Genomic DNA, 25,114 nt, shown 5'->3' with positions numbered 1-25,114 from the left:
CGCCATCTTGCGGGACAGACCCTCGTCGTTCTTCTTCTCGCCCGGGTTGACGCGGCAGTTCTCGAGCATCACGAGTTGGCCGGGGGCGACGCTGACGCCGTCGGTCCAGTTCGCGACGACCGGGATCTCGCGGCCCATCAGTTCGCCCATGCGCTGGGCGACCGGGGCGAGCGAATCCTCGGGCTTGAACGCGCCTTCGGTCGGGCGGCCCAGGTGCGAGGTGACCATCACCGCGGCGCCGGCCTTCAGCGCCAGCGCGATGCAGGGGATCGACGCGCGGATGCGGGTGTCTTCGGTGATGCGGCCCGCGTCGTCGAGCGGGACGTTCAGGTCGGNGGGTTGACGCGGCAGTTCTCGAGCATCACGAGTTGGCCGGGGGCGACGCTGACGCCGTCGGTCCAGTTCGCGACGACCGGGATCTCGCGGCCCATCAGTTCGCCCATGCGCTGGGCGACCGGGGCGAGCGAATCCTCGGGCTTGAACGCGCCTTCGGTCGGGCGGCCCAGGTGCGAGGTGACCATCACCGCGGCGCCGGCCTTCAGCGCCAGCGCGATGCAAGGGATCGACGCGCGGATGCGGGTGTCTTCGGTGATGCGGCCCGCGTCGTCGAGCGGGACGTTCAGGTCGGCGCGGATGAAGACGCGCTGGCCGGCGGCCCTCCCCTGGGCAACGAGGTCTTCGAATCGGAGGACGTTCATGGTCGTGTGTCGGTAGTCGATAAAAGTGGTTGCGGCGCGGCCCTCACCAGCCGAGACCGATGCGCAGCGCCACCATCACCAGCGTGCCGGTGACGATGGTGCCGAGGATGCCACGGCGCCAGAAGAAGTACGCGGTCGCGGCGAGCACGGCGTACAGGCGCGCGTCCTTGAAGGTCGTGATCAGGTGGCCTTGCGTCATCAGGACCTCGGGCGCGACGACCGCCGCGAGTGCGGCCAGCGGCGCGTAGCGCAGGCCCTGCTTCAGCCAGCCCGGCATCGGCAGCTCCCGGTCCGGGTACAGGAAGAAGCCGCGCGTGCCGACCGTGATGACCGTCAGCCCGAGGATCGCCAGCACCGTCTCCCAGGTGCTCATGTGTTGTCCTCCACCGGCTTCGCCTCGGTCGGCGTGACGTGGTCCATCAGCAGCCCGATCGCCACGGCCGCGGCGATCGCGACGACGACGTTCAGCTTCAGCGGCAGCGCGACCGTCGCGACGGCCGCGGCACACGCCACGCCGGCCGCGACCCAGCTCGCGCGGTCGGTCAGCAGCGAATACATCAGCCCGAGCAGCGCCAGGATGCCGGCGAAGCCGAAGCCCCATTCGGTCGGGATGGAGTCGGCCAGCAGCAGGCCGGCCAGCGTCGGGAACTGCCACGACGGCCAGTTGGTCGCGACGCCGCCCCAGAAGTAGGGCCGCTGCTCCGGTGAAGGCCGCGGCTCCGGGAAGCGCGACATGAAGACCACGTAGTTCAGGTCGGCGGTGAAGTAGCCGTGCAGCATGCGCTGCCACCTGGGGAGGTGCGCGAAGTACGGCCGCCACTGGGCACTGAAGATCACGAAGCGCAGGTTCACGCACAGCGCGATCGCCCAGACCATCCAGATCGGCGCGCCCGAGACGATCAGCGGCAGCGCCGCGAGCTGCGCACTGCCCGCGAACACCAGCAGCGACATCAGGATGGACAGCGGCAGCGGCATGCCGCTCTTGGCCATCGCGACGCCGGTCACCAGGCCCCAGGCAGCGATGCCGAGCGACACGCCGACCATGTCGCGCGAGCCGCGCGCGAACTCCGGGTGGCGCCAGATCGGGCGCCGCAGAACTTCCTCACTCATTCGAACGATTGTCCTATGAGTGCGCGCGGGCTATTTCTTGGTGACCTGGCCGTGGCCGGAGATGGAGGACTTGACGACGGCATCGCCGCTGTACTTCACGTCACCCACGCCGGCGATCGAGACGCTCAGCGTCTTGCGCGCGTTGACGTTGGCGTCGCCGCTGCCAGCCACGCTGACCGTCACGTCGTCCGCTTGCAGGTCGCGCGTGTCGACATCGCCGCTGCCGGAGATCGCAATGGACAGCTTGCCGGTGCGTCCGCCGAACGCGATGTCGCCACTGCCCGAGATCCGGGCAGAGACTTCGTCGGCCGCCAGCTGCTTCAGGCGCACGTTGCCGGAGCCGCTGATCGAGACCGCGAGGCCCGGCGTCTTCAACCCGTCGCCGACCACGTCGCCCGAGCCGTGGATGGACAACGAGCGCACCGTCACGAGGTCGATCGTCGCCGTCATCGGGGTGTTCGTCGACACGCTGGTGCCCTTCTTCAGGCCGATCTCCAGCGTCGGTACGCCGCGATGGTCGACGACCCGCGTCTCGATCAGCGGCAACAGGTTGTTGTCGGCGCGCAGCTCGATGCCTTCCCGGCTGCCCTGGCGCAGCACCAGCTTCATCGACGAGCGCAGCGCGATCGCCTGGAAGCCGCTCACGGCGCGCGACTCGGTCCCGGGCGTGCCCGAGCCGGCGACGCGGTCGCCGCTGCCGAACCACGAGAAGCGGACGCCGTCGTCGGCGCGCGCCGGGGCGGCGGTCAGCAACAGCGCGGCAATGGCCGCCACGACCAGCGTCAGCAGGTAGCGCAGCAGCGGTGATGCAGGTGAGTTCATGGCGTCTCCGGAAGGGATCGGACAACGCGAATTTGCCGCCTCGCGCCCGTCACGTCACGCGCGGCGCGACGAACTGCACGAGCGTGCGACGGACTGCAGCTCAGGAGTCGTGTGCCTTGGCGCTGACGCGGGCACGCGGCTTGGCGGCGCCCTCGGTCTTCGCGCCCGGCTTGTCGGCGGCCGGCGCGTCGCGCCCGGCGTCCTCGGTCTCGACCACGGTGGCTTTCGCCCCGGCGACCTGCGTCACGAGCTGCGGTGGAACCGGATCGATCTTGTTTTCGCGCATGTAGTCGTTCATGTCGCGCCAGCCGGCGAACACCGCGGCCTTCTCGGCCTTCTTGTTCAGCGCGTAGCAATCCTCGATCGCCCGGCCGGCGTGGCGGCAGGCGCCGCCGATCGCCTTGCCATCGGCCTCGCGGGCGGCGGCCACCTTCTCGGGCGACTCGATCCCGAGCGCGCCGCCGAGCATGTCGCACCCCGCCAGCACGCTGCTGGCAAGGAGGATGGCGATGAGGGCACGGCGGGGCATGGCGGTGAGGTGCATACGGGTGGTGCCCGGTTTATCGGCGAGCCGGACGGGGACTTGAGCCCCGTGCCGGCGGCGAACTCAGCCGCGTGCCGGCTGCCCGCGGCGCTGGGCCAGCAGCCAGTCGTACAGCGCCGGGTCGGCATAGGCCGGGTCCCAGGCGTTGTGGCCCACGTCGGGATAGACCGTGAATTTCGGTCGACCGCCGGCAGCGCGCACGGCGTCGATCATCAGGCGGTCGGGCGCGATCGGCACCACGTCGTCGAGCGCGCCGTGGAACGACCAGACCGGCAGCCGCGCCAGCCGCATCGCCAGGCTGGGCACGCCACTGCCGCAGACCGGCGCGATCGCCGCGAGCCGGTCGGGGTATTCGACGGCGTAGTCCCAGGTGCCGTGGCCGCCCAGGCTCATGCCGGTCAGCAGCACGCGATCGGGGTCGATCGGCCCGCGCGCGATCAGGTCGGCGCGCAGTGCCTCGATCGCGTCCGGGTCCCATTGCCGCTCTTCGGGCAGCTGCGGCGCGACCAGCACGAACGGGAAGCGGCGCCCGGCGGCCGCGTACTTCGGCGGGCCGTGGGCCTTGACCCGCGCGAGGTCGGTGCCGCGCTCGCCCGAGCCGTGCAGGAAAATCAGCAGCGGCCAGCCGGCAGCCGGGCGGTCCGCGGCCTCGGGCATCCACACGAGGTAGCGCCATTCGACGGACTTGCGGATCACGCCGGTGAAGGTCCGCGTCTGCTCGCCGGCGAGCAGCGGCGCAGTCGCCGCGCAACCCGGCAGCAGCGCTGCCGCAGCAGTCATCCCGATCAGCTCACGTCGTTTCGGCATCGGTCACCTCGCCGCGGTCGACGCGGGAAAGTCGATCTGCACGCGCGCCGGCGCGCGCGGCAGTGCGATGCGGTCGGCCGCGGTGGCGACCGGCCGGCCGTCGACCGTGACGCGCGCGTTCGCCGGCCAGGGCCCGCGCAGCTCGATCCCGCCGGGCGGAAAGTCGCGCAGCGGCTTCAGCTCGAACGCGATCGTCGTCCGGCCCGCCGCAGTGCGGGCGCGCGCCTGCCAGCCGAGCGCGCCGTACGGCGTGCGCAGGCCTTCGATCTTCAGGCCCGGGCCGGCCAGCCACGCCTGTGGCACGCCGGCCGCGAGCACCAGCGCGCGCCGGCCTTCGTGCTCGTAGGCGAACAGGTCGAGCACCGAACGGATCTGGTCGGACGCCACCCAGCCGTGCGGCATGTCGCCGAGGAAGCGCGGCTCACGCGGGTCGCGCAGGACCACCTCGGCCCACTGCTTCCAGCCGGCCGGGCGGCGGTCGCGGTAGAAATAGTCCATGGCCTGCAACGCCCGCTCGCGCTGGCCGAGCCGCACCAGCGCGCCGACGTTGCGCCACTCGTAGGGCGTGTAGGCGCCGTCGCCGTGGCGGATGCCGGCGGCCTCGTTCTTCTGCCGCGCCTGGAAGTCGCGCCAGTAACGCTCGAAGGTGTTGCGCACCAGCGCGTCCGGCAGCGTGCCCAGCAGCCCGCCGGGGCTGAGCGCGACGGTGCTCGACGTCGGATCGACATCGCCGCGGTCGGCCGCGCCGGGCAGGACGTCCATCCGGTGGAAGCTGGTGCTGGCGGCGAGCGAACTCGCGAGATCGGCGTTGAACTCGTCGCGCTGCACGGCGATGCGCTTCGCGTCGTCGGGCAGGTTCAGCGCCTGCGCGAGTTCGACGGCGCTGCGGTAGCCGATCGACGCCCAGAAGTCGTCCCAGTACGAATACGCAGCCTTGTCGGAGTAGCCCTCGTGGCTGATCGACGGCGGCATCAGGCCGAAGTAGGCGGCACGCTCGGGCGTCCGGTTCCGCTCGGTGCGTTCGCTCTGGCGCAGCGTCTCCATGTGCCCGATCGCGGCGCGCACGTTCGGCCACAGCGCGCGCACCGTGGCCTCGTCGTGCGTGTGGTGCCACAGGTCGGCGACCGCGAAGGCGAACTCGCCGTCGCTGTCGTTCTCGGGCACCGGGTCGGCGCCGCGGACGGTGGCGCAGCACGGCACCTTGCCGTTCTTGAACTGGAACGGCGCGAACCATTGCAGAAACTCGCGCGCCGCGGCGTCGTGCCCGAGCCGCAGCAGCGCCGCGGAGGTCAGCGCACCGTCGCGGATCCACGAGCGCGAATACGCGCGCGCGCCGGGCTGCAGCGCGGGACCGCTGCGGTTGACGAGGATGTGGCCGAGGGCGGTGCGCAACGTCGCGGCCACGTCGGCCACCTCGCCCGGGCCGGAGATGCGCACGCGATCGAGGCGCTCGCGCCATCGGGCAGCCACGCGTCGTTCCTCGGCCGCGAAGGCCGCGAGCGTCGGGGCGACGGGCCGGCCGCTGACCGGCAGCGCGACGGCAATCCGGCGCGATTCGCCGGGGCGCAACCGGAGCTCGTAGCGCAGCACGCCGCTCGCGAACCCTGCGTCGTCGGCAACGCGTCGCTCGCTCATGCCTGACCGCTCGCCCGCGGCGCCCGGCAGCCATGCGGTCGCGCCGGCGGCCAAGGGTTCGAGCTGCACGCTGCTCGGCGCCACGAGCGGTTGGACGCGCGGTGCGCCATTGACCGACAACGCCTGCCCGTTCCACCCGATCGACTCGATCGCACTCGCCCCACCGGGATGGGCCAGGAACTGCGTCGGCGGGTTCGCCTGGAACGGCCGCCACGCGAGCGCTAGCGTCACGGTTCGCGCCGTCTTGCCGCGGTTGCGCACGGTGTAGCCCGCCAGCGCCTGCGCGGCCTCGGGCGTGCCGCTGCCGAACGCCTCGACGTCGAGCGCGAGGTCGCCGATCGTCCAGTGCACCGCGGGCATCGGCAGATCGCCGTCGCGCAGCGAGTGGGTGATCCGGGCATCGGCCCAGCTCAGCACGCGGCCGTCGGCGACCAGGAACGGCTCCAATCCGCCGGCGCCCGGCACCGGCTCCAGCACGCCGTCCTCGCTCAGCAGCGACGCGACGCGCGCGCCGTCGACGCCGAGCACGGTCCAGTACGACTGCTCGCCCACGTAGGCACGCGGGTAGTGGCCGCGCGGCGCGTCCTTCGCGAGCTGCATGAAGAAGGCATTGGCGGTCGGCGCGTCGCGCGGCTCGATCGCGGCCAGTGCGGCGCGGCTGCCGGCCTCGGGCACGACACGCACGAAGCGCGCCTCCGATTCGGGCAGCCAATGCGCCTGCACGCCGCCGCGGGCGCGCTCGACGCGGCGCACGCGCCGCCACTGCACGCCGTCGTCGGACAGCTCGATGTCGTAGCGCGCCGGCGCCGCACCGGCCCGCCAGCGCACGGTCAACGCGCCGAACTCGCGCGCGATGCCGTAGTCGACGCTCAGGCCATCGGCGCGCAGCACCGGTGCTGGAATCGGCGGCGCGACGTCCGGCAGCTGCCGCAGCGTCAGGCGGTCGAAGCACGCCGTGCCCTGGCCCGCGCCGCTGCCGGAGGCGATCACCAGTTCGATCGACGCGGTCTGGCGCAGCGCCTTGTCGGTGGTCGGTCCCCACGCGAACTCGATCTGGCGCTGGCGGAACTTCAACGTCTGCCACTCGTGCGGAAAGCGGAACTCCGGCCGCTGACCCCACCAGACGTTCTCGCCGCTGGCATCGACCAGCTTGAACTGCAGGGCGTTGCGCGGCGCGTCGCCCTTCACGTCCACGCTGAACTCGTAGCGGGCCGGGTACTCGATCGGCAACGCGCGCTGCGCGCTGATGTAGCCGGTGACGTGGCCGAAGTCGAAGTCGATGCACAGCGCCTTGCCGTGCGGGCCGTCGACGGCGCGCAGCGCGGCCTTCACGTCGTCGGTCGCGCTGACGGTCCAGGCCGCCGGGTTCTCGAAATCGTCGAGCACGCGGTCCTGCGCGTGGGCGAGCGTCGCGGCCGCGAACGCGCCCGCCACGAACAGCGGCTTCATCATCCCTTCACGCTCCCGGCCATCAGCCCCGCCATGTAGTGCCGCTGCAGCGCGAGGAACACCACCAGCACCGGCAGGATCGTCACGACCGAGCCGGCCATCATCAGTTCGTTGTCCTGCACGTGCTCGCGCGACAGGCCGGCGAGCGCGACCGGCAGCGTGTGCAGCGAGTCGTCGGTCAGCACGATCAGCGGCCACATGAAGTCGTTCCAGCTGCCGAGGAACGAGAAGATCGCCAGCGTCGCGAGCACGGGCGTCAGCACCGGCACGACGATGGTCAGGAAGATGCGCCACTCACTCGCACCGTCGATGCGCGCGGCCTCGAGCAGGTCGTCCGGGATGCCGCGCGCGAACTGGCGCACCAGGAAGATGCCGAACACGCTGGCCATCATCGGCACCACCGCGCCGGCGTAGCTGTTGATCAACCCGAGCGGCTTGAGCATCAGGAACAGCGGCAGCATCGCGACCTGCCCCGGGATCACCAGCGCGCCGAGCAGCGTCTTGAAGATCGCGTCGCGGCCGCGGAACTTCAGCTTCGCGAACGCGTAGCCGGCCATCACGTTGAAGCTGACCGAGATCACGCTCGACAGCAGGGCCAGCGCGAGGCTGTTGGCGAAGTAGCGGCCCATGCCGATGCTGCCGAACAGCTGGCGGTAGTTGTCGAGCGTGATCTGCGTCGGCAGGATCGGCGTCGGCAGCGTGCTCGACGCGCCAGCCGGCATGAACGAAACGGACAGCATCCACAGGAGCGGGAACAACGCGATGAAGGCCAACCCGCAGAGCAGGCCGTTCACCACCCACATCGCCCAGCGCGCGTTCATGACGTCGCCCCGGTAGGGTCGCGGTCGAAGCGCAGCAGCACCCAGCTGACCGCGAAGATCACGACGAACAGCAGGAACGCGACCGCGCTCGCATTGCCGAGGTTCCACCAGCGGAAGCCTTCCTCGTACATGAAGTACAGGACGCTGACGGTGCTGCGCAACGGTCCGCCCTGCGTCATCACGTACGGCTCGGCGAAGAGCTGGAAGTAGCCGGAGATCGTCATGATGCCGACCATCACCAGTGTCGGCGTCAGCATCGGGAACGTCAGGTCGGCGAACTGGCGCCAGGGCCCGGCGCCGTCGACGCGCGCCGATTCGTACATCTCGCGCGGCACGGCCTGCAGCGCGGCCAGCAGGATGATCATGTTGTAGCCGAAGTTCTTCCACGCCGCGAACAGGATGATCGCCGGCATCGACCAGTGCGGGTTGCCGAGCCAGTCGATCGGGTCGACGCCGAGCGACGCGAGCCCCTGGTTGATCAACCCGTAGCGCGTGTGCAGCAGATAGCGCCAGATCACCGCGACCGCGACGACCGTGGTGACCACCGGCGCGAACAGCGCGGTGCGGAAGAACGGCTGCCACTTCGCGACCCGCGCGTTCAGCAGGAGCGCCGCCGCGAGCGACAGGCCGATCGACACCGGCACGCCGACGACGACGAAGTAGAAGGTGTTGCCCAGCGCCTGCCAGAACAGCGGCGTCTGCAGCAGCCGCGCGTAGTTCTGCAGGCCGACGAAGCGCAGCGTCGAGAGATCGGCAAGGGCGTAGAGGTCGAAGTCGGTCAGGCTGAGCGCCAGGCCGGCGGCGACCGGCACCGCGAAGAACACCGCGATCACGACGAGCGCGGGTGCGGCCAGCGCCCAGCCGACGGCGCCGACCTTCCTCATTTCGCAGCCACCCCACGCGCACGCAGCCAGCGCCGCTTCTCGAGCAGTGCATCTACCCACGCATCGAGCTGCGCCGTCGCGGCCTCGGCGCTCTGCGTACGCTGGACGACGCGCTGCGCCGTCTGCTGCATCTCCTGGAAGATGCGCTCCCACTCGGGGATCTTCGGCGCCGCGCGCACCCGCTCGAGCTGCTGCGCGAAGGCCTGCGACGGCACGTCGTTGGCGAGCGCCGGCGCTCGCCACGCGCTGCGCCGCGGCGGCAGGTCGCCGGTGAGCGCGTGGAAGCGCTGCATCGTCTCGGGCCGGCTCAGGAACTCGATCAGCTGCCAGGCCGCCTGCTTGCGCGGGCTCCCCTTGAACAGCACCAGGCTGGAGCCGCCCGCGGTCGACACGCCCGGACCGTCCGGCCCCGGCAACGGCGCGGTCGCCCAGTGGCCCTGCACGGCGGCCGGCAGGCGCCGCCGGAACTCACCGATGTTCCACGGCCCGCTCACATAGAACGTGAACATGCCGCGCGCGAACTCGTCCCAGACGTTCGAGATCTGCGTGTCGGTCATCGCGGGCGCGAGGCCCCGGTGGAAGATGCCGGCGTAGAAGTCGAGCGCGCGGCGGAACGCCGGCTTCGAGAACGCGCCGTGCGTGTCGTCGTCCGCGAGCAAGGCACCTTGCTGCAGTGCCATCGCGAACAGCGGGTCCGGCTCGTTCAGCGGCATCAGCGCGCCGAAGGTGTTCGCGCCGCCGCGCGCCTTGATCGCCCCCATCGCGTCCGTCCACTCGGCCCAGCTCTGCGGCGGGCGCGCATGGCCGGCCGCACGCAGCAGATCGGTGCGGTAGAACAGCAGGCGCGTGTCGACGTACCAGGGCAGGCCGAACAGCTGGGCGCCGCGCGCAGTCGGCATCACGTTGGTGTCGAGGATGCCGGCGAAGTAGTCGGCGCGATCGATGCCGGCCGATGCGGCGAGCGCATCGAGCGGTTCCAGCGCATCGAGCGCGGTGAACTCGGGCAGCCAGGTGTTGCCGAGCTGGCAGAGGTCGGGCAGCGCATCGCCGGCGTAGGCCGTCAGCAGCTTCTCGTGCGCGGCCGTCCACGGCAGCTGCTGCACGATGACCCGGATGCCGGGATGGCGGGCGTGGAATTCCGGCAGCAGCTCGGCGACGACCTCGGCCTCGCGGCCCATCGCCCAGAAGTGCAGCGGGCCGGACGGATCGTCGCGCCGCCCGCAGCCGGCCAGGGCACCACCGAGCGCCAACGCGCCCAGGCCCTGCAGCGCAGTGCGTCGCGCGATTCGCATCTCAGGTCGGCTTGGGCTTGGACAGCCAGCCGCCGCTGAACCCGGCGCGCTCCAGGCCGCGGCGGATCGGCAGGCATTTGCGCATGTCGTCCCAGACCAGTTCGTTGCGGTAGTTGCAGATCATCGCGAGGATCGGGCCCTGGTCGATGCCCAGGTAGTCGTTCGCGATCCAGCCGAAGCCGGGGTCGACCCGGCCATCGGTCAGCCGCGCCTCGGTCGCCGTGAAGCTGCGGTTGAACGAATCGAGGAAGCCGTACTTCTGGAAGATGTAGAAGCCGTAGCGGGCGTGCATCTCCTCGACCGCCGGGATCACGATCTCGGGCGCGAAGGGCAGCGACGAAACTGCTGCGGTCGGCGCGATCGTGCCGTCGTCCACCGTGTGGGCGCGCCCCGCGCCGCGTGCGGAGTAGTCGAGAAAGCCGCGCATGCGGCCGTTGCGGTCGAACTGGCGCATCGTGCCCGGGCCGTCGCAGGCGGTGAAGCCCCAGACGTTGGCGCCGTACTCGAACCAGCCGTTCGGGTTGGCGATCGCGTAGGCACGCTGCGCGTAGACCGCGCGGCGCGTGTTCTCGAAGTAGTCGATGCCCCGCTGGCGCATCGTCGCGTCCTGCAGGCCGCGGAAGTCGATCCACACGTGCGAGTACTGGTGGCCGAACAGCGGCGCGAAGCTCAGGTGCTCGTAGCCCATGAAGCGGCCCCAGGTGCCGCGGTAGCTCTCGGACCAGGCGCTCCACGCGCCCTCCTCGACCGGGTGGGTCGGCGAACCGAGCGCCAGCAGCACGACCAGCATCGCCTCGTTGTAGCCGTTCCAGTCGTGCGGGATGAAGCCCTTCTCGGGGTTCCAGCCCATGCTGATCAACTGGCCGCGGACCTGCGCCCATTTCCAGTCGATCCGCCAGTAGATCTGGTCGACGCCGTCGCGGATCGCCACCTCGTCCGGGTGCTCTCCATCGAAGAACGCCTGGGCATGCAGCATGCCGCCCATCAGCAGCGCGGTGTCGACGGTCGACAGCTCGCTCTTCGGCGCGCGCTGCCCCGTCTTCATGTCGAGGAAGTGATAGAAGAAACCCTTGTAGCCGGTGGTGCCGCGCGCTTGCGGGCCCTGCGGCGCGTTGCGGAAGAAGCGCACCGTCGTCAGCACCCGCTCGCGGGCCTGCTCGCGCGTGACGAAACCGCGGTCCGCGCCGATCACGTAGGCCGTCAGCGCGAAGCCGATCGCGGCGATGCTGGCCGGCGACGGGCTGGGGTAGCGGTCCGGCACCATGCCGTTGGCGGCGTTGGCGGTGGACCAGAAGAAGTCGAAGGTGCGGCGCTCGATCGTCTCGAACAGCGGCGGCAGCGCAGTGCGTGCTGCGATGGCCGGGGGCTCGACCGGCTGCGCGGCCCCCGACGCCGCGTCCACCGCCGTCGTGTCGTAGACCGGGCTGCGCAGGATCGGCAGCCGCGAGATGGATTCACAGCCGGCGAGCCCGCCGAGAAGGGCGGAGCCCCCCCAGGCGAGCAGTCGGCGTCGGGACAGGTCGGGCATTGAGAGAATCAGGCAGGAGTCGGGCGGACACCGGGAGATGCCCGCCCCGATCATCGCGGCCCCATGGCCGCGGGCTCCGCGTCAGAACGCGTAACGCATTGAAAGTTTCACGGTGCGCATCGGGCTCTGGATGTCGTTCGGCACGCCGAGGTGGGCATTGTCGCCGCCAAGGTAGTTTTGCGGATTGCCCGGGCCACCGCCCCACTCGTCGAAGCCCTTGTAGTTCGTCGTGTTGAACAAGTTGATCACGTCGAGCCGGAAGGTCAGCTGGCCGCCGGCCAGCGGCACGTCCTTCGCGATCGTCAGGTCGAACTGACGGAAGGTGGGCGAGTCACCGGCCACCGACACGCAACCTGCCTGACCGTTGGCCGTGTCGAATCCCTTCGAGCAGTCGGTGATCCGGTAAGGCAGGCCCGAGCCGAGCGTCATCTTGCCCGAGATCAGCATGCCCCAGGGAAGGATGCGATCGGTGACCGCGGTCGCGACGATGCGGTGCCGCTCGACGTCTTTCGATGGGTTGTATCCCGAGGTCGAACGGCCATAGGTCCAGTTGAAGATGTCGTCGGTCCATTCCTTGTTGGTGGTCTTCGCGTCGGTGTAGGTGTAGGTCGCCGCGACGCCCCAACCCGAAGAACGGGTGTAGGGCTTGTCCAGCTTGAAGTAGATCGACGAGCTCTTGGTCTGGGTGATGAAGTCGCCCAGGATCACCGTGCCGTAGCCTTGCGGCCCACCCCACAGCGGATCGATGGGCGACTGGTTGCCCCAGCCGCCCTGCGGGTCACGATTGCCCCCGAACCAGTTGAACTGGTTGTAGCCGCGCACGTAACTCACGCCGACCTCGCCGTTCCAGCCCATCAGCCCCTTGCGCAGGCCCAGGCTGAACTGGTCGGTGTACGGCATCTTGTGGTCGTTCTTGATCAGCCAGATCTCGCCGTTCGGCACGCCGTTCTTCTGCAGCTCGTCGAGCATGTGGTTGGCGATGGTGCGGTCGTAGGCGCGCCCGAAGCCGCCGAACAGCACCGCGTCCTGGTCGCCCTTGATGTCGTACGAGAAGCCGATGCGCGGCTGGAACGCGCCCTTGAAGGCCTTGCGGCTCGACCCGTTGGCGATGTAGTCGCGGATGTTGATGCCGCCGAGCGCGAGCGACTGGTCGTAGGTCTGCCCCGGTGCCACCGGGATGCCGGCCGGCGACGCGCCGCGCCCGGTCGAGACGCCGCCGGCTTGCGGTTCGAGCGAGAACAGCGCGGCCACGCGATCGGCCGGCGTCACGTACTTGTCGTTCAGCATGTTGGTTTCGTAGTCCCAACGAACGCCGGCGTTCAGTTCCAGCTTGTTGGTGACGGCCCAGTCGTCCTGGATGTAGATGCCGAACTGCTTGTTCTTGTAGTTCAACGTCGAGCCCGGCACGGCGAACGATTGGTGGCACGAGGCCGTGTCGCTGACGCTGGCGATCGGTGCGCCCGAGGCGGCACCCGCCACGGTGGTGCAGTTGCGGGTGGCGGCGTCGTAGTACGGCAGGCCGGTGAGGTTGTTCAGGACGGCCTCGACGGTGTCGACGCTGTTGGGTGTGCCGGAGAGGTTGAAGGTCACGTCCTTGAACTTGAAGCCGCCCTTGATCGTGTGGCGCAGGATCCCGGTGTAGGTCAGGTCCTCCTGGAAGTTCCAGGCCTTCTGCTGGCGGTTCTGCGCATCCGGCGAGCCCCCGGTCCACAGGAAGTCGGACGAGCCGGCGAGCGTGTTGCTTTGCGATATCTTGTATTTCAGGAATGGCGTCGTGGCGCTGGAGTGCGGGTTCCAGCGGTAGTCCTCGTAGCCGATCCGCGCTTCGTTGAAGAAGTCGCCGCGCGACCACTCGTGCTTCAGATCGATGCGGGTTTCGTCGTTGCTGCGGGCCTTGTCGTTGCCGGGCACGCTGACCGTCGCGCTTTCGGGCACCTTGTCGGTCTCGCGGCGGATCTTGGTCGTCAGGATCAGCTTTTGTTCGTCGGACACGATGAAGTCGAGCTTGCCGAGCAGCAGGTCTTCCTTGAACTTGTCGACCGTCGAGCCCTGTTGCCCGAACAGCGACGGGAACAGGCCGGCCGAGCGGTCCTGGACCAGGTCGCTGCGCTGCGGAATCACCGAACGCGAGTCGTCGATGTTCTTGCCCTCGTAGGCGAGGAAGAAGTGCGCCACGTCCTTCTTGATCGGCCCGCCGAGGCTGAAGCCGTACTGGTACGCCGAGCTTGACTGACGGTCGACGCCCTGATCCTTGGCGATCTTCTCGAACGGCGAGTAGGCGCGCCAGTTGGTGCCGGTGCGGTCGACGAACACGTCGCCGTGGTACTCGTTGGTGCCCGACTTGGTGATCGCGGTGATCGCGGTGCTGCTCACCTGGTCGAACTCGGCCTTGTAGTTCGACGACAGCACCTTGTATTCGCCGATCGCCGACTGCGGGAACGGGTTGCCGCGGGTCGAGTCGAGCCCGGACACGCCGCCGCGCAGGATGTAGTTCTTCTGGCCGACGCCGTCGATGAACACGTTGGTGTTGTCGCGGTTCTGCGCGCCGCCGCGCAGCGTGACCTGGCCCGTCTTCGGGTCGGTGTCGAGCCGCACGCCGGGCGCGAGGTCGGCGAATGCGAGGAAGTTGCGGCTGTTCTGCGGCAATGCCTCGATCTGCTTCGAAGTGACGCTGGTGCCGACCTCGGACGTCTTGCGATCGATCGATTGCGAGCCGACGACGGTGACGGTATTGAGCTGCGTGGCGCCGGCGCGCGCGAGCGGCAGGTCGAGGTCGACGGTCTGGCCGACCAGCACGGTCAGGTCGATGGTCTGTGGCGCAAAGCTCGGGGCGTTGATGGTGATCTTGTAGCTGCCCGGCGCCAGCCCGACCAGCGTGTAGCTGCCGTCGGCGCGGCTCGTGGTGCGCGTGGTCTGCCCGGTCGCGACGTTGGTCGCGACGATCGCCGCGCCGCCCTGGGCCTTGGCGTCGGCGGTCACGTCGCCGCGTATGGTGGCGCTGCTGAGCTGCGCCGCGGCGGGAAGTGACATGGCGAGCATCGCTGCGACGGCGAGTGCGCGGAACTGGAATCGGGGGTCTTGTCTCATGGTCGGCCTTTGTGGTTAGAAAGCTCTGTCAGTGGAAGAAACCGTTCGGCCGTGGATCTCCGGTTCTGATGGCGGAACGGGGCGAAAGCGCTCAGGTGTCGGGTCGGGCGGTGGACTGGCGCACGACCAGGTCGGCGCGCAAGGTCTGGTGCAGCGGCACGCCGGGCGCGGCCTCCTCGATCTCGGAGGCGAGGCGTTCGAGCGCGAGCCCGCCGAGTTCGGTGATGCGGGCCCGCACGGTCGTCAGCGGCGGGTTGATGTAGCGGCTGACGGGCACGTCGTCGAAGCCTGCCAGCGCGATGTCGTCGGGCACGTTCACGCCGGCCTCGTTGAGCGCCGACAGGCAGCCGATCGCCATCATGTCGTTGCTCGCGAAGACCGCGCTCGGACGCTGCGTCAGGGCGACGACCTGGCTGCCGGCCCGACATCCGGACTCCTGCGTGAAGTCGCCCTGCAGCACGCGCTCGGCCATGCCGGGCAAGAGATCGACGAGCGCGCTGCGGTAGCCGCGCAGGCGCTCCTGCGCCTCGAAATTGCTTTCGGGGCCGGCAACGAACGCGATGTCGCGGTGGCCGCGCTCGACCAGGTGGCGCACCATCGCGTAGGCGCCGCCGTGGTTGTCGACCGCGAACGACGAGTGCGCGCCGCCGGCGACGTGCGTGTTCATCAGCACCGCGGGCAGGTCGTCGGCGACGTTGCCCCACAGGAAATCGGCGCTGACGTGGGGCGACATGACCAGCAGCCCGTCGACCCGGCCGTTCATCGCGCGCAGCGCAGCCGCCGCCTCGGCCGCGTCGCCGTGCGAACTCGACACCAGCAGGTGCAGGCCGCGCGCGCGCGCGGCGAGGTCGATGCCGCGGATCAGCTCGGAGAAATACTCGCCGTGCAGATCGGGCAGCAGCGCACCGACGGTGTGGGTGCGGCGCGTGATCATGCTTTGCGCCGCGCTGGACGGCACGAAGCGCAGCTGCGCGACGACGCCCATCACGTGCGCACGGGTCGGCTCGGTCACGTTCGCGTGGCCGTTCAGGGCGCGCGAGACGGTGGCGACGGACACTCCGGCCACGCGTGCGACGTCCTTGATGGTGGTGGCCATGCGAGGGCTGCCGGTCAGTCGGTGTTGAGTACCGCGCCGTTCGAGGCGATCACGCTGGCGTAGAAGTGCGCGCTGTCCTTTAGCGTGCGCTCCTGGGTGTCGAAGTTGACGTGGACGATGCCGAAGCGCTTCGAATAGCCGAGCGACCATTCGAGGTTGTCCAGCAGCGACCAGGCGCAGTAGCCGCGCAGGTCCACGCCTTGCTCGATCGCCTCGTGGATCGCGCGCAGGTGGGCGCGGTAGTAGCCCAGGCGCAGCGGGTCGGCGACCTTCCCGTCCGCGGCCTTCGGCGGGTCGTAGAACGCGGCGCCGTTCTCGGTCACGTACTGCGGAATGTTGCCGTAGCGGTTCTTGAGCCAGACCAGGATCTCGGTCAGCCCCTGCGGATGCACTTCCCAGCCCGTGTCGGTGTAAGTCGATTGCGACTGCGGCACGACCGCGGTCTTGACCGGCCACGCGGTCTCCTCGTGGCGGATCATGTCGCGCATGTAGTAGTTGATGCCGACGAAATCGATCTTCTGCCGGATCAGCTCGTAGTCGGCGGCGGGCCACTCGGGCCAGGCCTCGCCGAAGATCTCCTTCATCTCGGGCGGGTAGCTGCCGAGGAAGACCGGGTCCAGGTACTGGCGGTTCATGTAGGCATCGGCGCGTTGCGTGGCGGCGATGTCTTCGGGCTTGTCGCTTGCCGGGTGCTTGGGCGCCAGGTTCACGACGATGCCCACTTCATGCTTGCCGACCGCGCGATACGCCTGCACCGCCTTGCCGTGCGCGCGCATCAGCTGGTGCGAGGCGATCGGCGCCTCGAAGCGGTTCTTGTGGCCGGGCGCGAGCGCGCCGTGAAGGTAGCCGCCGTCGGTGACGACCCAGGGTTCGTTCAGCGTGGCCCATTTCTTCACCCGGCCGTCGAGACGCTGGTACATCACGCTCGCGTAGTCGGCGAACCAGTCGGCCACGTCGGGGTTGAGCCAACCGCCGCGGTCATCGAGCGCGGCGGGCAGGTCCCAGTGGTAGAGGGTGGCGAGCGGCTCGATGCCGTTCTCGAGCAGCGTGTCGACCAGGCGCTCGTAGAAACCCAAGCCGCCTTCGTTGACGCGGCCGCGGCCCTCCGGCAGCACGCGCGCCCAGGCGATGCTGAAGCGGTAGGCGGTGAGGCCGAGGCGCTTCATCAGCGCCACGTCGTCCTTCATTCGGTTGTAGTGGTCGCAGGCGACGTCGCCGGTGTCGCCGTTCTTCACCAACCCCGGCGTGCGGACGAAACGGTGCCAGATGCTCGGCCCGGCGCCGTCGGCCAGGGGCGAGCCTTCGATCTGGTACGCCGAGGTGGCTGCGCCCCAAAGAAAGGATTGGGGAAATGCGTAGGTCTTCAACGGTGGCTCCGAGGCACGACTTTGGGGATGTAAACGTTATCACCGTCCGAAAAGGTACCAATGCGGGTAATTGCTGTGCGCAAACTTTTGTTGACGATCCCAGCCCAGACGGCCGAAGGCACAAAAAAGCCGCCTCGCGGCGGCTCGGTGCCGATGGCGAACCGGTGTCAGGCGGCGGCGGGCGCCATCGCCATCAGGCGCGCGACGCGCTCCTCGGTCGACGGGTGCGTCGAGAACAGCCCGCGCAACCCGCCGGCGGACAGCGGGTTCATGATCATCATCTGCGCGGTCTCCGGGTGCCGCTCGGCGGCTTCGAGCGGGATGCCCTGGGCATAGCGGTGGATCTTCTGCAGCGCCGCAGCGAGCGCGTGCGGGTCGCCGGAGATCTCCGCGCCGCCGCGATCGGCCTCGAACTCGCGGGCGCGGCTGATCGCCATCTGGATCAGGCTCGCCGCGATCGGCGCGAGGAACATCACCAGCAACCCGACGATCGGGTTGTGCGCGCGACCTTCGCTGTCGCGTCCGCCGAACAGCATCGCAAAGTTCGCGAGCATCGAGATTGCGCCGGCCATCGTCGCGCTGACGGTGCTGATCAGGATGTCGCGGTGGCGCACGTGGGCCAGCTCGTGCGCCATCACGCCGCGCAGTTCGCGCTCGGACAGCACGCGCAGGATGCCGGTCGTCGCGGCGACCGCGGCATGCTCGGGGTTGCGCCCGGTCGCGAACGCGTTGGGTGCGTCCTCGTTGATCAGGTAGACCTTGGGCATCGGCAGCTGCGCGCGCTGCGCCAGATCGCGCACCATGCGGTAGAACTGCGGCGCGGAGGTCTCGTCGACCTCCTGCGCGTTGTACATCTTCAGCACCAGCTTGTCGGAAAACCAGTAGCTGAAGAAGTTCATGCCGAGCGCCACGATCAGCGCCAGCATCATTCCCTGCTGCCCGCCGATCAACGAGCCGATGGCCATGAACAGGGCGGTGATCGCCGCCATCAGGACGGCGGTCTTCATCAGATTGAACATTGCGTGGTGACCTCGTCGAAAACGCTGGAGCCGCGTAGATGCGGGCAGCGTACGCGAGTTCAATGCGACGGGGACGCGAAGACCATGCCGGCGACAAGCGGCCGGCCCTGCACGAACACCGCGGCGACGAGCCGCTTGCCGCCGGGGCGCTGCAATTCGGTGAGGCGCAGTGCGCCGGTACCGCAGGCGACGACGATGCCGGCGTCGCTCACGCCGATCACCTGGCCCGGCGCGCCCTCGCCCGGCACCACGTCGCCGCGCCAGCACTTGACGGTCTCGCCATCGAGCTGCGTGCTGGCGCCGGGGAACGGGTCGAAGGCACGCAGGCGCCGCTCGATCGCGGCGGCATCGGCGCGCCAGTCGATCGCGGCCTCGGCCTTGTCGATCTTGTGGGCGTAGGTGATGCCTTCGGTCGGCTGCGGCTGCGGTACCAGGCCGCCGCAGGCGGCGAGTTCGAGCGCCTCGACGATCAGGCGCCCGCCGAGCGGGGCGAGCTTGTCGTGCAGCGTGGCAGTGGTGTCGTCGGTCGCGATCGCGATCGACTCGGCGAGCAGCATCGGGCCGGTGTCGAGGCCGGCGTCCATCTGCATGATCGTGATGCCGGTGCGCACGTCGCCCGCCTCGATCGCGCGGTGGATCGGCGCGGCGCCGCGCCAGCGCGGCAGCAGCGAACCGTGGATGTTCAACCCGCCCAGGCGCGGCAGGTCGAGCACCCACTGCGGCAGGATCAGGCCGTAGGCGGCGACGACGAGGACGTCCGGGCGCGCGGCCAGCAACGCCGCGCGGCCATGCTCGGCTTCATCGGCAAACTTGCCGTCGAGCCGCAGGCTGCGCGGTTGCGCCACCGGGATGCCCTGCGCCGTCGCGAAGGTTTTCACCGGAGACGGGAGCAGCTTCAGCCCGCGCCCCGCGGGCCGGTCGGGCTGGGTCAGCACCAGCACGATCTCGAAGCCGGCCGCATGCAGCTGCGCCAGCGCGACCGCCGCAAACTCGGGCGTGCCGGCGAACGCGACCCTCATTCCTCGCGCGCCTTCTTGAGCATCTTGGTCTTGATGCGATCCCGCTTGAGCTGGCTCAGGTACTCGACGAAGACCTTGCCCATCAGGTGATCCATCTCGTGCTGCACGCAGATCGCGAGCAGCCCGTCGGCCTCGAACTCCTGGGGCTTGCCGTCGCGGTCGAGCGCACGGACCGTCACGCGGGCGTGGCGCTTGACCTTGTCGTAGACCAGCGGCACCGACAGGCAGCCTTCGTCCGCGAAGGTCATCTCGTCGCTCCGGGCGATCAGCTCGGGGTTGATCAGCACGCGCGGGTCGTCGCGCGCGTCGGAGGTGTCCATCACGATCACGCGCTCGTGCACGTCGACCTGCGTGGCGGCCAGGCCCACGCCGTCGGCGGCGTACATGCTTTCCAGCAGGTCGTCGACCAGTCGCCGGATGCGGTCGTCGACCTGGGCGACCGGCTTGGCCACCGTGTGCAAGCGTGGATCGGGGTAGCGGAGGATGTTCAGGCTGGCCATCTGGAATTGGTTTCAGTGCCGTAGTCGGCCAAGGTGTGGAACGGGCGCAACACTCGTGATCCGTGACAGGTCTCACACGACGGGCCAGACGAGGTCACTTTCGTTGCGATATCAAGGGTTTAGGGGCAGAATCTGTGAAACTGATTGAGGATTTTCGCCGAACTGTGGTTTGCCCGGCGAAGCCTGCGGACACAACCCCATCGCGCGGGCGACGATGCCGTGCATCTCCTGAGAGACCCACATGACCCGTCGTGATCGATCTGTTTCTCGTGCTCGCCGCGCCACCGGTGCCGTGTCCATCGGCGCGATGCTGGGTCTGGTCTTCGGCGCCGCGACGGTCCAGGCGGCCGATTATCCGATCACTTCGCAGCAGCGCGGCACCGCGCAGAAGGTCGCGCAGGACGGCGTGCCGCTGTCCGAACTGGCGCCCAACGCGCCCGACTCCCACACCGTGAAGCGCGGCGACACGCTCTGGGACATCTCCAAGATCTTCCTCAGGAGCCCGTGGCGCTGGCCCGAGCTGTGGGGCATGAACCTCGACCAGATCCGCAATCCGCACCTGATCTACCCCGGCCAGGTGCTGTACCTGGACAAGACCGGCGGCCGTGCGCGCCTGCGCATGGGCCAGGCGGTGGGCGGCGGCACCGACAAGCTGTCGCCGCGCGTGCGCTCGTCCGACATCGGTGCCGACGCGCTCGCGTCGATCCCGTTCGGCCTGATCGAGCCGTTCCTGAACGAGGCGGTGATCTTCCAGGGCAACGAGCTCGAGCAGGCGCCGCGCATCGTCGCGACGCAGGAAAACCGCGTCATCCTGGGCCGCGGGGACACCGCCTATGTGCGCGGCGACCTGAGCAACGGCACCGATTACCGGATCTTCCGCAGCCCGAAGCCACTGCTCGATCCGACCACCAAGGAACTGCTCGGCTACGAGGCCGTCTATGTCGGCGGAGCCGAGTACACGCGCCAGGGCGAAACCCGGGTCGACGCCGCCGGCAAGTCCGAGATCGTGCCGGCCACCTTCACCGTGACCAGCGTGCGCTACGAAGCCGGCGTGGGCGACCGCCTGGCGGTCGTGCCGCCGCGCGAGTACACCAACTACGTACCGCACGCGCCCCAGGGCCCGATGGAAGGCCGGATCGTCTCGCTTTACGGCGAGGCGCTGACCGCCGGCCAGAACCAGATCGTCTCGCTGAACAAGGGCGCGAAGGACGGCATGGAGCGCGGCCACGTGCTGGCGCTGGTGCGCAATGGCTCCCGCGTCGTCGACACCACCGACCCGACCAAGCCGACGATCAAGCTGCCGGACGAGCGCCACGGGCTGCTGTTCGTGTTTCGCGTGTTCGACCGCATGTCGTATGCGCTGATCCTGTCGGTCAAGGAGCCGGTGTCGCCCGGCGACCGCTTCACGCAACCCTGACCCGGCCCATTTCCCCGCCGGCACCCGCCGGCCTCTCGCGTGATCGACCCCGAAGAACTTGGCGCCTGGCTGCGCCTGCTGGAGACGCCCGGCGTCGGGCGCGAGTCGGTACGCCGCCTGCTCGCGGCGTTCGGCTCGCCGCAGGCGGTGATCGCTGCGGACGCCGGCGCACGACGCGAGGTGGTCGGTGCGGCGCAGGCGAACGCGCTCGTTGACGAACCGGAAGGGCTCGCGGCACTTCACGCGGCGACCCTGGCCTGGTTGCAGCAGGTCGACGCGGCGGCGCCGCGCAGCGTGATCCCGCTGGGCGACGCGCGTTATCCCGCGGCACTGCTGAACTCGCCCGATCCGCCGTTGATGCTTTACGCCCAAGGCCGCGTCGAACTGCTCCAGTCCGACTCGATCGCCATCGTCGGCAGCCGCCACCCGACCGCGCAGGGCGCCGCCAATGCCGGCGCCTTCGCGCGCGAGCTCAGCCGCGCGGGCTTGACCATCGTCTCGGGCATGGCGCTCGGTGTCGATGCAGCCGCACATGCTGGCGCGCTCGATGGCGCCGCGAGCACCATCGCGGTCGTGGGCACCGGACTCGACCGGGTCTACCCCCGCCGCCATCTCGCACTGGCGCACCGGATCGCGCAGCATGGCCTGATCGTCAGCGAATACGCACTCGGCACGCCGCCGCTGGCGACGCATTTTCCGCAGCGCAACCGGATCATCGCCGGCCTGAGCCGCGGCACGCTGGTGGTCGAGGCGGCCGTCCAGTCGGGCTCGCTGATCACCGCGCGGCTTGCCAACGAGGCCGGGCGCGAGGTCTTCGCCATTCCCGGCTCGATCCATTCGCCGCAGGCGCGCGGCTGCCACGTGCTGCTGCGCCAGGGCGCGAAGCTGGTCGAGACGGCGCAGGACGTGCTCGAGGAGCTGCGCCCGACGGTGGCGCGCGACACGCCGGCGGCGGCCGTGGGGCCGCCATCGGACACCGATCCGTTGCTCGACGCGCTCGGCTTCGACCCGGTCACGCTGGACGCCCTCGCCGCCCGCACGGGCCTCGGCGCCGCGGCGCTCAGCGCGCGGCTGCTCGGGCTCGAGCTGGACGGTCTCGTGGCCCGCCTGCCCGGTCAGCTGTTCCAACGTGTGGCGGGCCGCTGACGGCGCTTGGCAGAACCGCGCAGACAGACCCACTGGGGTATAGTGAATCCATGTTCGATGTGCTCGTGTACCTGTACGAAAACTACTGGCGTCCCGATGCGTGCCCGGACCACGATCAGCTGACCCGCAAGCTGTCGTCGGTCGGTTTCGAATCGGACGAGATCCAGGAGGCGCTGTCGTGGCTCGACGGCGTGGCCACGGCCGCCGAGGCGTACGTCGGCGAACAGGGCGAGCACAGCATCCGCGTTTACTCGCCGGCCGAACAGGATCACCTCGGGGAGCCGTCGATCGGCTTCATCAGCTTCCTCGAATCCGCGGGCGTGCTGCCGCCGCCGATGCGCGAAATGGTGATCGACCGCGCCAGCGCCATCCCCGGCGGTCCGATCGACCTGGAAGACCTGAAGATCATCGTGCTGATGGTGTTCTGGAGCCTGGGCGAGGAGCCCGACGCGCTGATCCTCGACGAACTGTTCGTCGACGAAGAAGACCGGTTGATTCACTAGCAGAAGCGGCTGAAGCCGCGACGGGCGGCACGGCCAAGCCGGCCGCCGCCCTTCCCGCAGGATTCAGTTCAACAGGCGCGACGGATCCCCGTCGATCTTGGCCAGCGCGCTGCGCGTGGCCTTCACGGTCAGCGATTCGTCCTGCGCCGGCACCAGCAGCCCGGCCTGCAGGAACGCCGCGAGGCGATTCTGCTGGAACAGCACGCCCCGGCCCTGCGGCGAGACGAAGAGCGTCAGCTGGCGCCGCATGCCCTGCCACGCCAACTGCATCGGCTCGTTGCGGTTGCGGTAGTCGAGCATGTACCAGCTGCCGACCTGCAGCTCGCGCGCCCACGCGACCATGGCCGGCGTCGGCATCGAGCCGCCCTCGGCGACCACTTCCAGCTCGGACGATTCGTGACCCGAGAGATCGTGGACCATCGCCTCGTCGATCTCCAGGTCGTCGGCCTCGGGGAGCAGTTCCTCGAGCGTGTCGAGGCGGGCCATCAGCTCCTCGAGCCGCTCGTGCGGGATCGCCGCGGTCTTGGCGGTGAACGCGGCGGCCAGCGAGTTGTTGAGTTGCTGGATGTGCTCGTCCTGCTTGCCGACCGGCACGCCGGCGTTGTCCATGCCGTCACGCAGCGTCTTCAGCAGCGGTGGCAGGCGCCGGATGACCTCGGCGCGCTCTTCGCGCGAGACCTTGGCGCTGGCCGACCAGATCAGGTCGGCGGCGGCGCGCTTCATGTCCCGGGTCGCGTCGCTCTGGTTGCCATGCTTGACGGCGGCCATCGCGAGCACGTCGGCCCAGACGTGGAACAGGAACTCGCGCACGCCTTCCTGCACCGGCATCTCGTTGAGCATCTTGCGCAACTCGATCGTGTACTGGATCGCGAGCGTCTCGCGCTGCTCGACCTGCTGCGCCAGCGATACGCCCTTGCGCGAGGCCTCGTTCTCGTTCTTGAAGTAGTGCTCGAGGAATTTCTCGAACTCGACCAGCACGGTCTGGAACACGCGCCGGCCGGTGTCGGGGTAGGCCTCGACGACCTGCACGACGCGCTTGATTTCCTTCTCGATCACGTCGCCCACCGCGCGGCTGTTCGCGTCGAAGCCCATCACGCACGAGCCCATGCGGTCGATCAGCCGGCGCGCCGGGTGATCGATCGTCGCGAAGAAATCCGGCTCGCTGACGGCCACCCGCAACACCGGCATCTGCAGTCGCGCGAACCACACCCGCACGGCCGGCGGGATGCGCTCTTCGGTCAGGATGCTCTGGAACAGCAGCGCGACGATCTCGATGGTCGCCCGCTCGACCGGCGTGGTCGCGGCCTGCTTCAGCGCCTGCTTGCGCTGGTTCAGTTCCTCGAGCAGCGCCGGCGTGCTGACATGCCCGGCAATGGTGGCCGCGTGCTCCGCGGTGGCCATGCGCCGCGCGACCGCCTGCTGCGCGTCGTTGATCGCGGTCTTCAGCCGCGGCGCGGTCATCACCGGCCTGTCCTGCTGCGTGACACCGAAGCCCGGCAGTTGCCGCGCCACCAGGCGGTTCAGGCGCCCGAGCACCTGTTCGGCATGGCCGGCGGCGTGGGACAGCCCACCTGCCCGCGTCATCATGCGCGTCTCTTCGTTCACTTCGCCGCCGCCTGACGCCACGAACCCGCCACTGCCGCCGCCGGTGGCCGCCGGCGCCGCGGCGCCGAAACCCGTCATCGCCGAGTTGCGCGAGCGGCGGATGAACGGGCGCAGGTCGATGTCGGGCAGCACGTGGCGCTCGAGCAGGAAACGGTTGGTCTCGTGGTACGCCTCTTCGGCGAACAAGGTGAATTCTTCGTGGATCAGGCGCTGCAGCAGGCGCCACAGGTCCAGACCGAGGCCGGCCGAGCGCCACGACGCCGTCGCGATGCGCGCGATCACGTGGGGCCGGATCACGTCGTTCGTGTCCATTTCCTCACGGCGTTCGAGCACGTTCATGCGCGAGCGCAGGTCACTGAACTCCCAGGACGCGCGGTCCATCATCGCCAGCGCGAGCTTGGAGGTGATGATCTCGTGCTCGATCGTGTCGTCATCGACCAGGCTGAGTTTCGCCTGGCGGCTGGCCGACAGCGGCAGCTCGCCGGGGTGGGTTGCCGAGACGAGGCCGGAGCGCCGGGCACCGCCGAGCATCACGCTCATGCCTTGCAGCCAAAGCGGTGCGGACTTCGGGAAATCGGGAATCAGCTCGCGCCGCCGCATCACGACGGAGGGTTCGGCCACTTGGCTCAGCAGCACGCGTGAGCCCTGGTCGACCGCCTGGACCAGCCCGGGCAGGCCGGCGATCAGCGACTCGAGATACGCGCGCCTCGCCTGCTGGGCCAATGCCGTCGGGTTGGCGGGGGTCGGCATGGGTGCGGCGGATCC

At 69.5% G+C, this 25,114-nt stretch carries 21 protein-coding genes and 1 pseudogene; 3 read left to right on the top strand and 19 right to left on the bottom strand.

The window, feature by feature from the left end; translation table 11 throughout:
* From pgk (ASC76_RS24945) to def, 18 genes and pseudogenes are all read right to left on the bottom strand, one after another.
* A pseudogene (pgk, locus tag ASC76_RS24945) lies at window positions 1-335 on the bottom strand (phosphoglycerate kinase); the annotation flags it as partial.
* Between the two features lies 1 nt (window position 336).
* On the bottom strand, window positions 337-698 hold a 362-nt coding region (gene pgk / locus ASC76_RS23610; protein ID WP_157616006.1), incomplete at its 3' end, for a phosphoglycerate kinase.
* A gap of 43 nt (window positions 699-741) precedes the next feature.
* A complete protein-coding gene (locus ASC76_RS23605; protein ID WP_056472896.1) occupies window positions 742-1,071 on the bottom strand; it encodes an AzlD domain-containing protein in 330 nt (109 codons plus the stop codon).
* Complete coding sequence (locus tag ASC76_RS23600) at window positions 1,068-1,808, bottom strand: AzlC family ABC transporter permease (protein ID WP_056472894.1); 741 nt, start codon at window positions 1,806-1,808, stop codon at window positions 1,068-1,070. Before ASC76_RS23600 ends, ASC76_RS23605 begins: the two co-directional genes overlap by 4 nt.
* A gap of 30 nt (window positions 1,809-1,838) precedes the next feature.
* On the bottom strand, window positions 1,839-2,630 hold the full coding sequence (locus tag ASC76_RS23595) for a head GIN domain-containing protein (RefSeq protein WP_056472892.1): 792 nt from the start codon (window positions 2,628-2,630) through the stop codon (window positions 1,839-1,841).
* Window positions 2,631-2,730: 100 nt separating this feature from the next.
* Window positions 2,731-3,159, bottom strand: a complete 429-nt coding sequence (locus tag ASC76_RS23590; RefSeq protein ID WP_056472913.1) for a hypothetical protein — start codon at window positions 3,157-3,159, stop codon at window positions 2,731-2,733.
* Between the two features lie 78 nt (window positions 3,160-3,237).
* The gene (locus ASC76_RS23585) at window positions 3,238-3,981 is read right to left on the bottom strand and encodes a dienelactone hydrolase family protein (RefSeq protein ID WP_200947208.1); all 744 of its coding nucleotides are present in this window, start codon (window positions 3,979-3,981) and stop codon (window positions 3,238-3,240) included.
* Window positions 3,982-3,984: 3 nt separating this feature from the next.
* Window positions 3,985-7,068, bottom strand: coding sequence for a discoidin domain-containing protein (locus tag ASC76_RS23580; protein ID WP_157616004.1), 3,084 nt, complete (start codon window positions 7,066-7,068; stop codon window positions 3,985-3,987).
* A complete protein-coding gene (locus ASC76_RS23575; protein WP_056472884.1) occupies window positions 7,065-7,886 on the bottom strand; it encodes a carbohydrate ABC transporter permease in 822 nt (273 codons plus the stop codon). Before ASC76_RS23575 ends, ASC76_RS23580 begins: the two co-directional genes overlap by 4 nt.
* Entirely contained in the window at window positions 7,883-8,770 is an 888-nt protein-coding gene (locus ASC76_RS23570) for a carbohydrate ABC transporter permease (RefSeq protein WP_056472880.1), read from the bottom strand. Before ASC76_RS23570 ends, ASC76_RS23575 begins: the two co-directional genes overlap by 4 nt.
* Complete coding sequence (locus ASC76_RS23565) at window positions 8,767-10,062, bottom strand: sugar ABC transporter substrate-binding protein (RefSeq protein WP_056472878.1); 1,296 nt, start codon at window positions 10,060-10,062, stop codon at window positions 8,767-8,769. Before ASC76_RS23565 ends, ASC76_RS23570 begins: the two co-directional genes overlap by 4 nt.
* 1 nt (window position 10,063) lies before the next feature.
* A complete protein-coding gene (locus tag ASC76_RS23560) occupies window positions 10,064-11,590 on the bottom strand; it encodes a glucoamylase family protein (protein ID WP_056472876.1) in 1,527 nt (508 codons plus the stop codon).
* A gap of 81 nt (window positions 11,591-11,671) precedes the next feature.
* Window positions 11,672-14,677, bottom strand: coding sequence for a TonB-dependent receptor domain-containing protein (locus tag ASC76_RS23555; protein ID WP_082549428.1), 3,006 nt, complete (start codon window positions 14,675-14,677; stop codon window positions 11,672-11,674).
* A gap of 91 nt (window positions 14,678-14,768) precedes the next feature.
* Entirely contained in the window at window positions 14,769-15,773 is a 1,005-nt protein-coding gene (locus ASC76_RS23550) for a LacI family DNA-binding transcriptional regulator (RefSeq protein ID WP_056472870.1), read from the bottom strand.
* 14 nt (window positions 15,774-15,787) lie between these two features.
* Entirely contained in the window at window positions 15,788-17,140 is a 1,353-nt protein-coding gene (locus ASC76_RS23545) for a GH1 family beta-glucosidase (protein ID WP_056472867.1), read from the bottom strand.
* A 167-nt stretch (window positions 17,141-17,307) separates the two neighbouring features.
* Complete coding sequence (gene htpX / locus ASC76_RS23540; protein ID WP_056472864.1) at window positions 17,308-18,159, bottom strand: zinc metalloprotease HtpX; 852 nt, start codon at window positions 18,157-18,159, stop codon at window positions 17,308-17,310.
* 59 nt (window positions 18,160-18,218) lie between these two features.
* Entirely contained in the window at window positions 18,219-19,178 is a 960-nt protein-coding gene (gene fmt / locus ASC76_RS23535; protein WP_056472860.1) for a methionyl-tRNA formyltransferase, read from the bottom strand.
* Window positions 19,175-19,678, bottom strand: coding sequence for a peptide deformylase (gene def / locus ASC76_RS23530; protein WP_056472858.1), 504 nt, complete (start codon window positions 19,676-19,678; stop codon window positions 19,175-19,177). Before def ends, fmt begins: the two co-directional genes overlap by 4 nt.
* Window positions 19,679-19,919: 241 nt before the next feature.
* On the opposite strand from def, the gene ASC76_RS23525 reads away from it, so the two are divergent.
* Genes ASC76_RS23525 through ASC76_RS23515 form a run of 3 tightly spaced genes read left to right on the top strand, consistent with a single transcriptional unit; the run spans window position 19,920 to window position 22,744 of the window.
* A complete protein-coding gene (locus tag ASC76_RS23525; protein WP_056472854.1) occupies window positions 19,920-21,095 on the top strand; it encodes a LysM peptidoglycan-binding domain-containing protein in 1,176 nt (391 codons plus the stop codon).
* Window positions 21,096-21,137: 42 nt separating this feature from the next.
* Window positions 21,138-22,241: a DNA-processing protein DprA gene (dprA, locus tag ASC76_RS23520; protein WP_056472907.1), complete on the top strand. Its 1,104-nt coding sequence runs from the start codon at window positions 21,138-21,140 to the stop codon at window positions 22,239-22,241.
* Between the two features lie 50 nt (window positions 22,242-22,291).
* Window positions 22,292-22,744: a DUF494 family protein gene (locus tag ASC76_RS23515; protein WP_056472853.1), complete on the top strand. Its 453-nt coding sequence runs from the start codon at window positions 22,292-22,294 to the stop codon at window positions 22,742-22,744.
* A 63-nt stretch (window positions 22,745-22,807) separates the two neighbouring features.
* On the opposite strand, the gene ASC76_RS23510 is transcribed toward ASC76_RS23515, so the two are convergent.
* Window positions 22,808-25,099: a DUF1631 family protein gene (locus tag ASC76_RS23510; protein WP_056472850.1), complete on the bottom strand. Its 2,292-nt coding sequence runs from the start codon at window positions 25,097-25,099 to the stop codon at window positions 22,808-22,810.
* Window positions 25,100-25,114 lie beyond the last annotated feature (15 nt).

This window comes from Rhizobacter sp. Root404 (assembly GCF_001425865.1).
Lineage (GTDB): Bacteria > Pseudomonadota > Gammaproteobacteria > Burkholderiales > Burkholderiaceae_C > LMDS01.
This window is presented reverse-complemented; position numbering and strand designations above follow the sequence as displayed.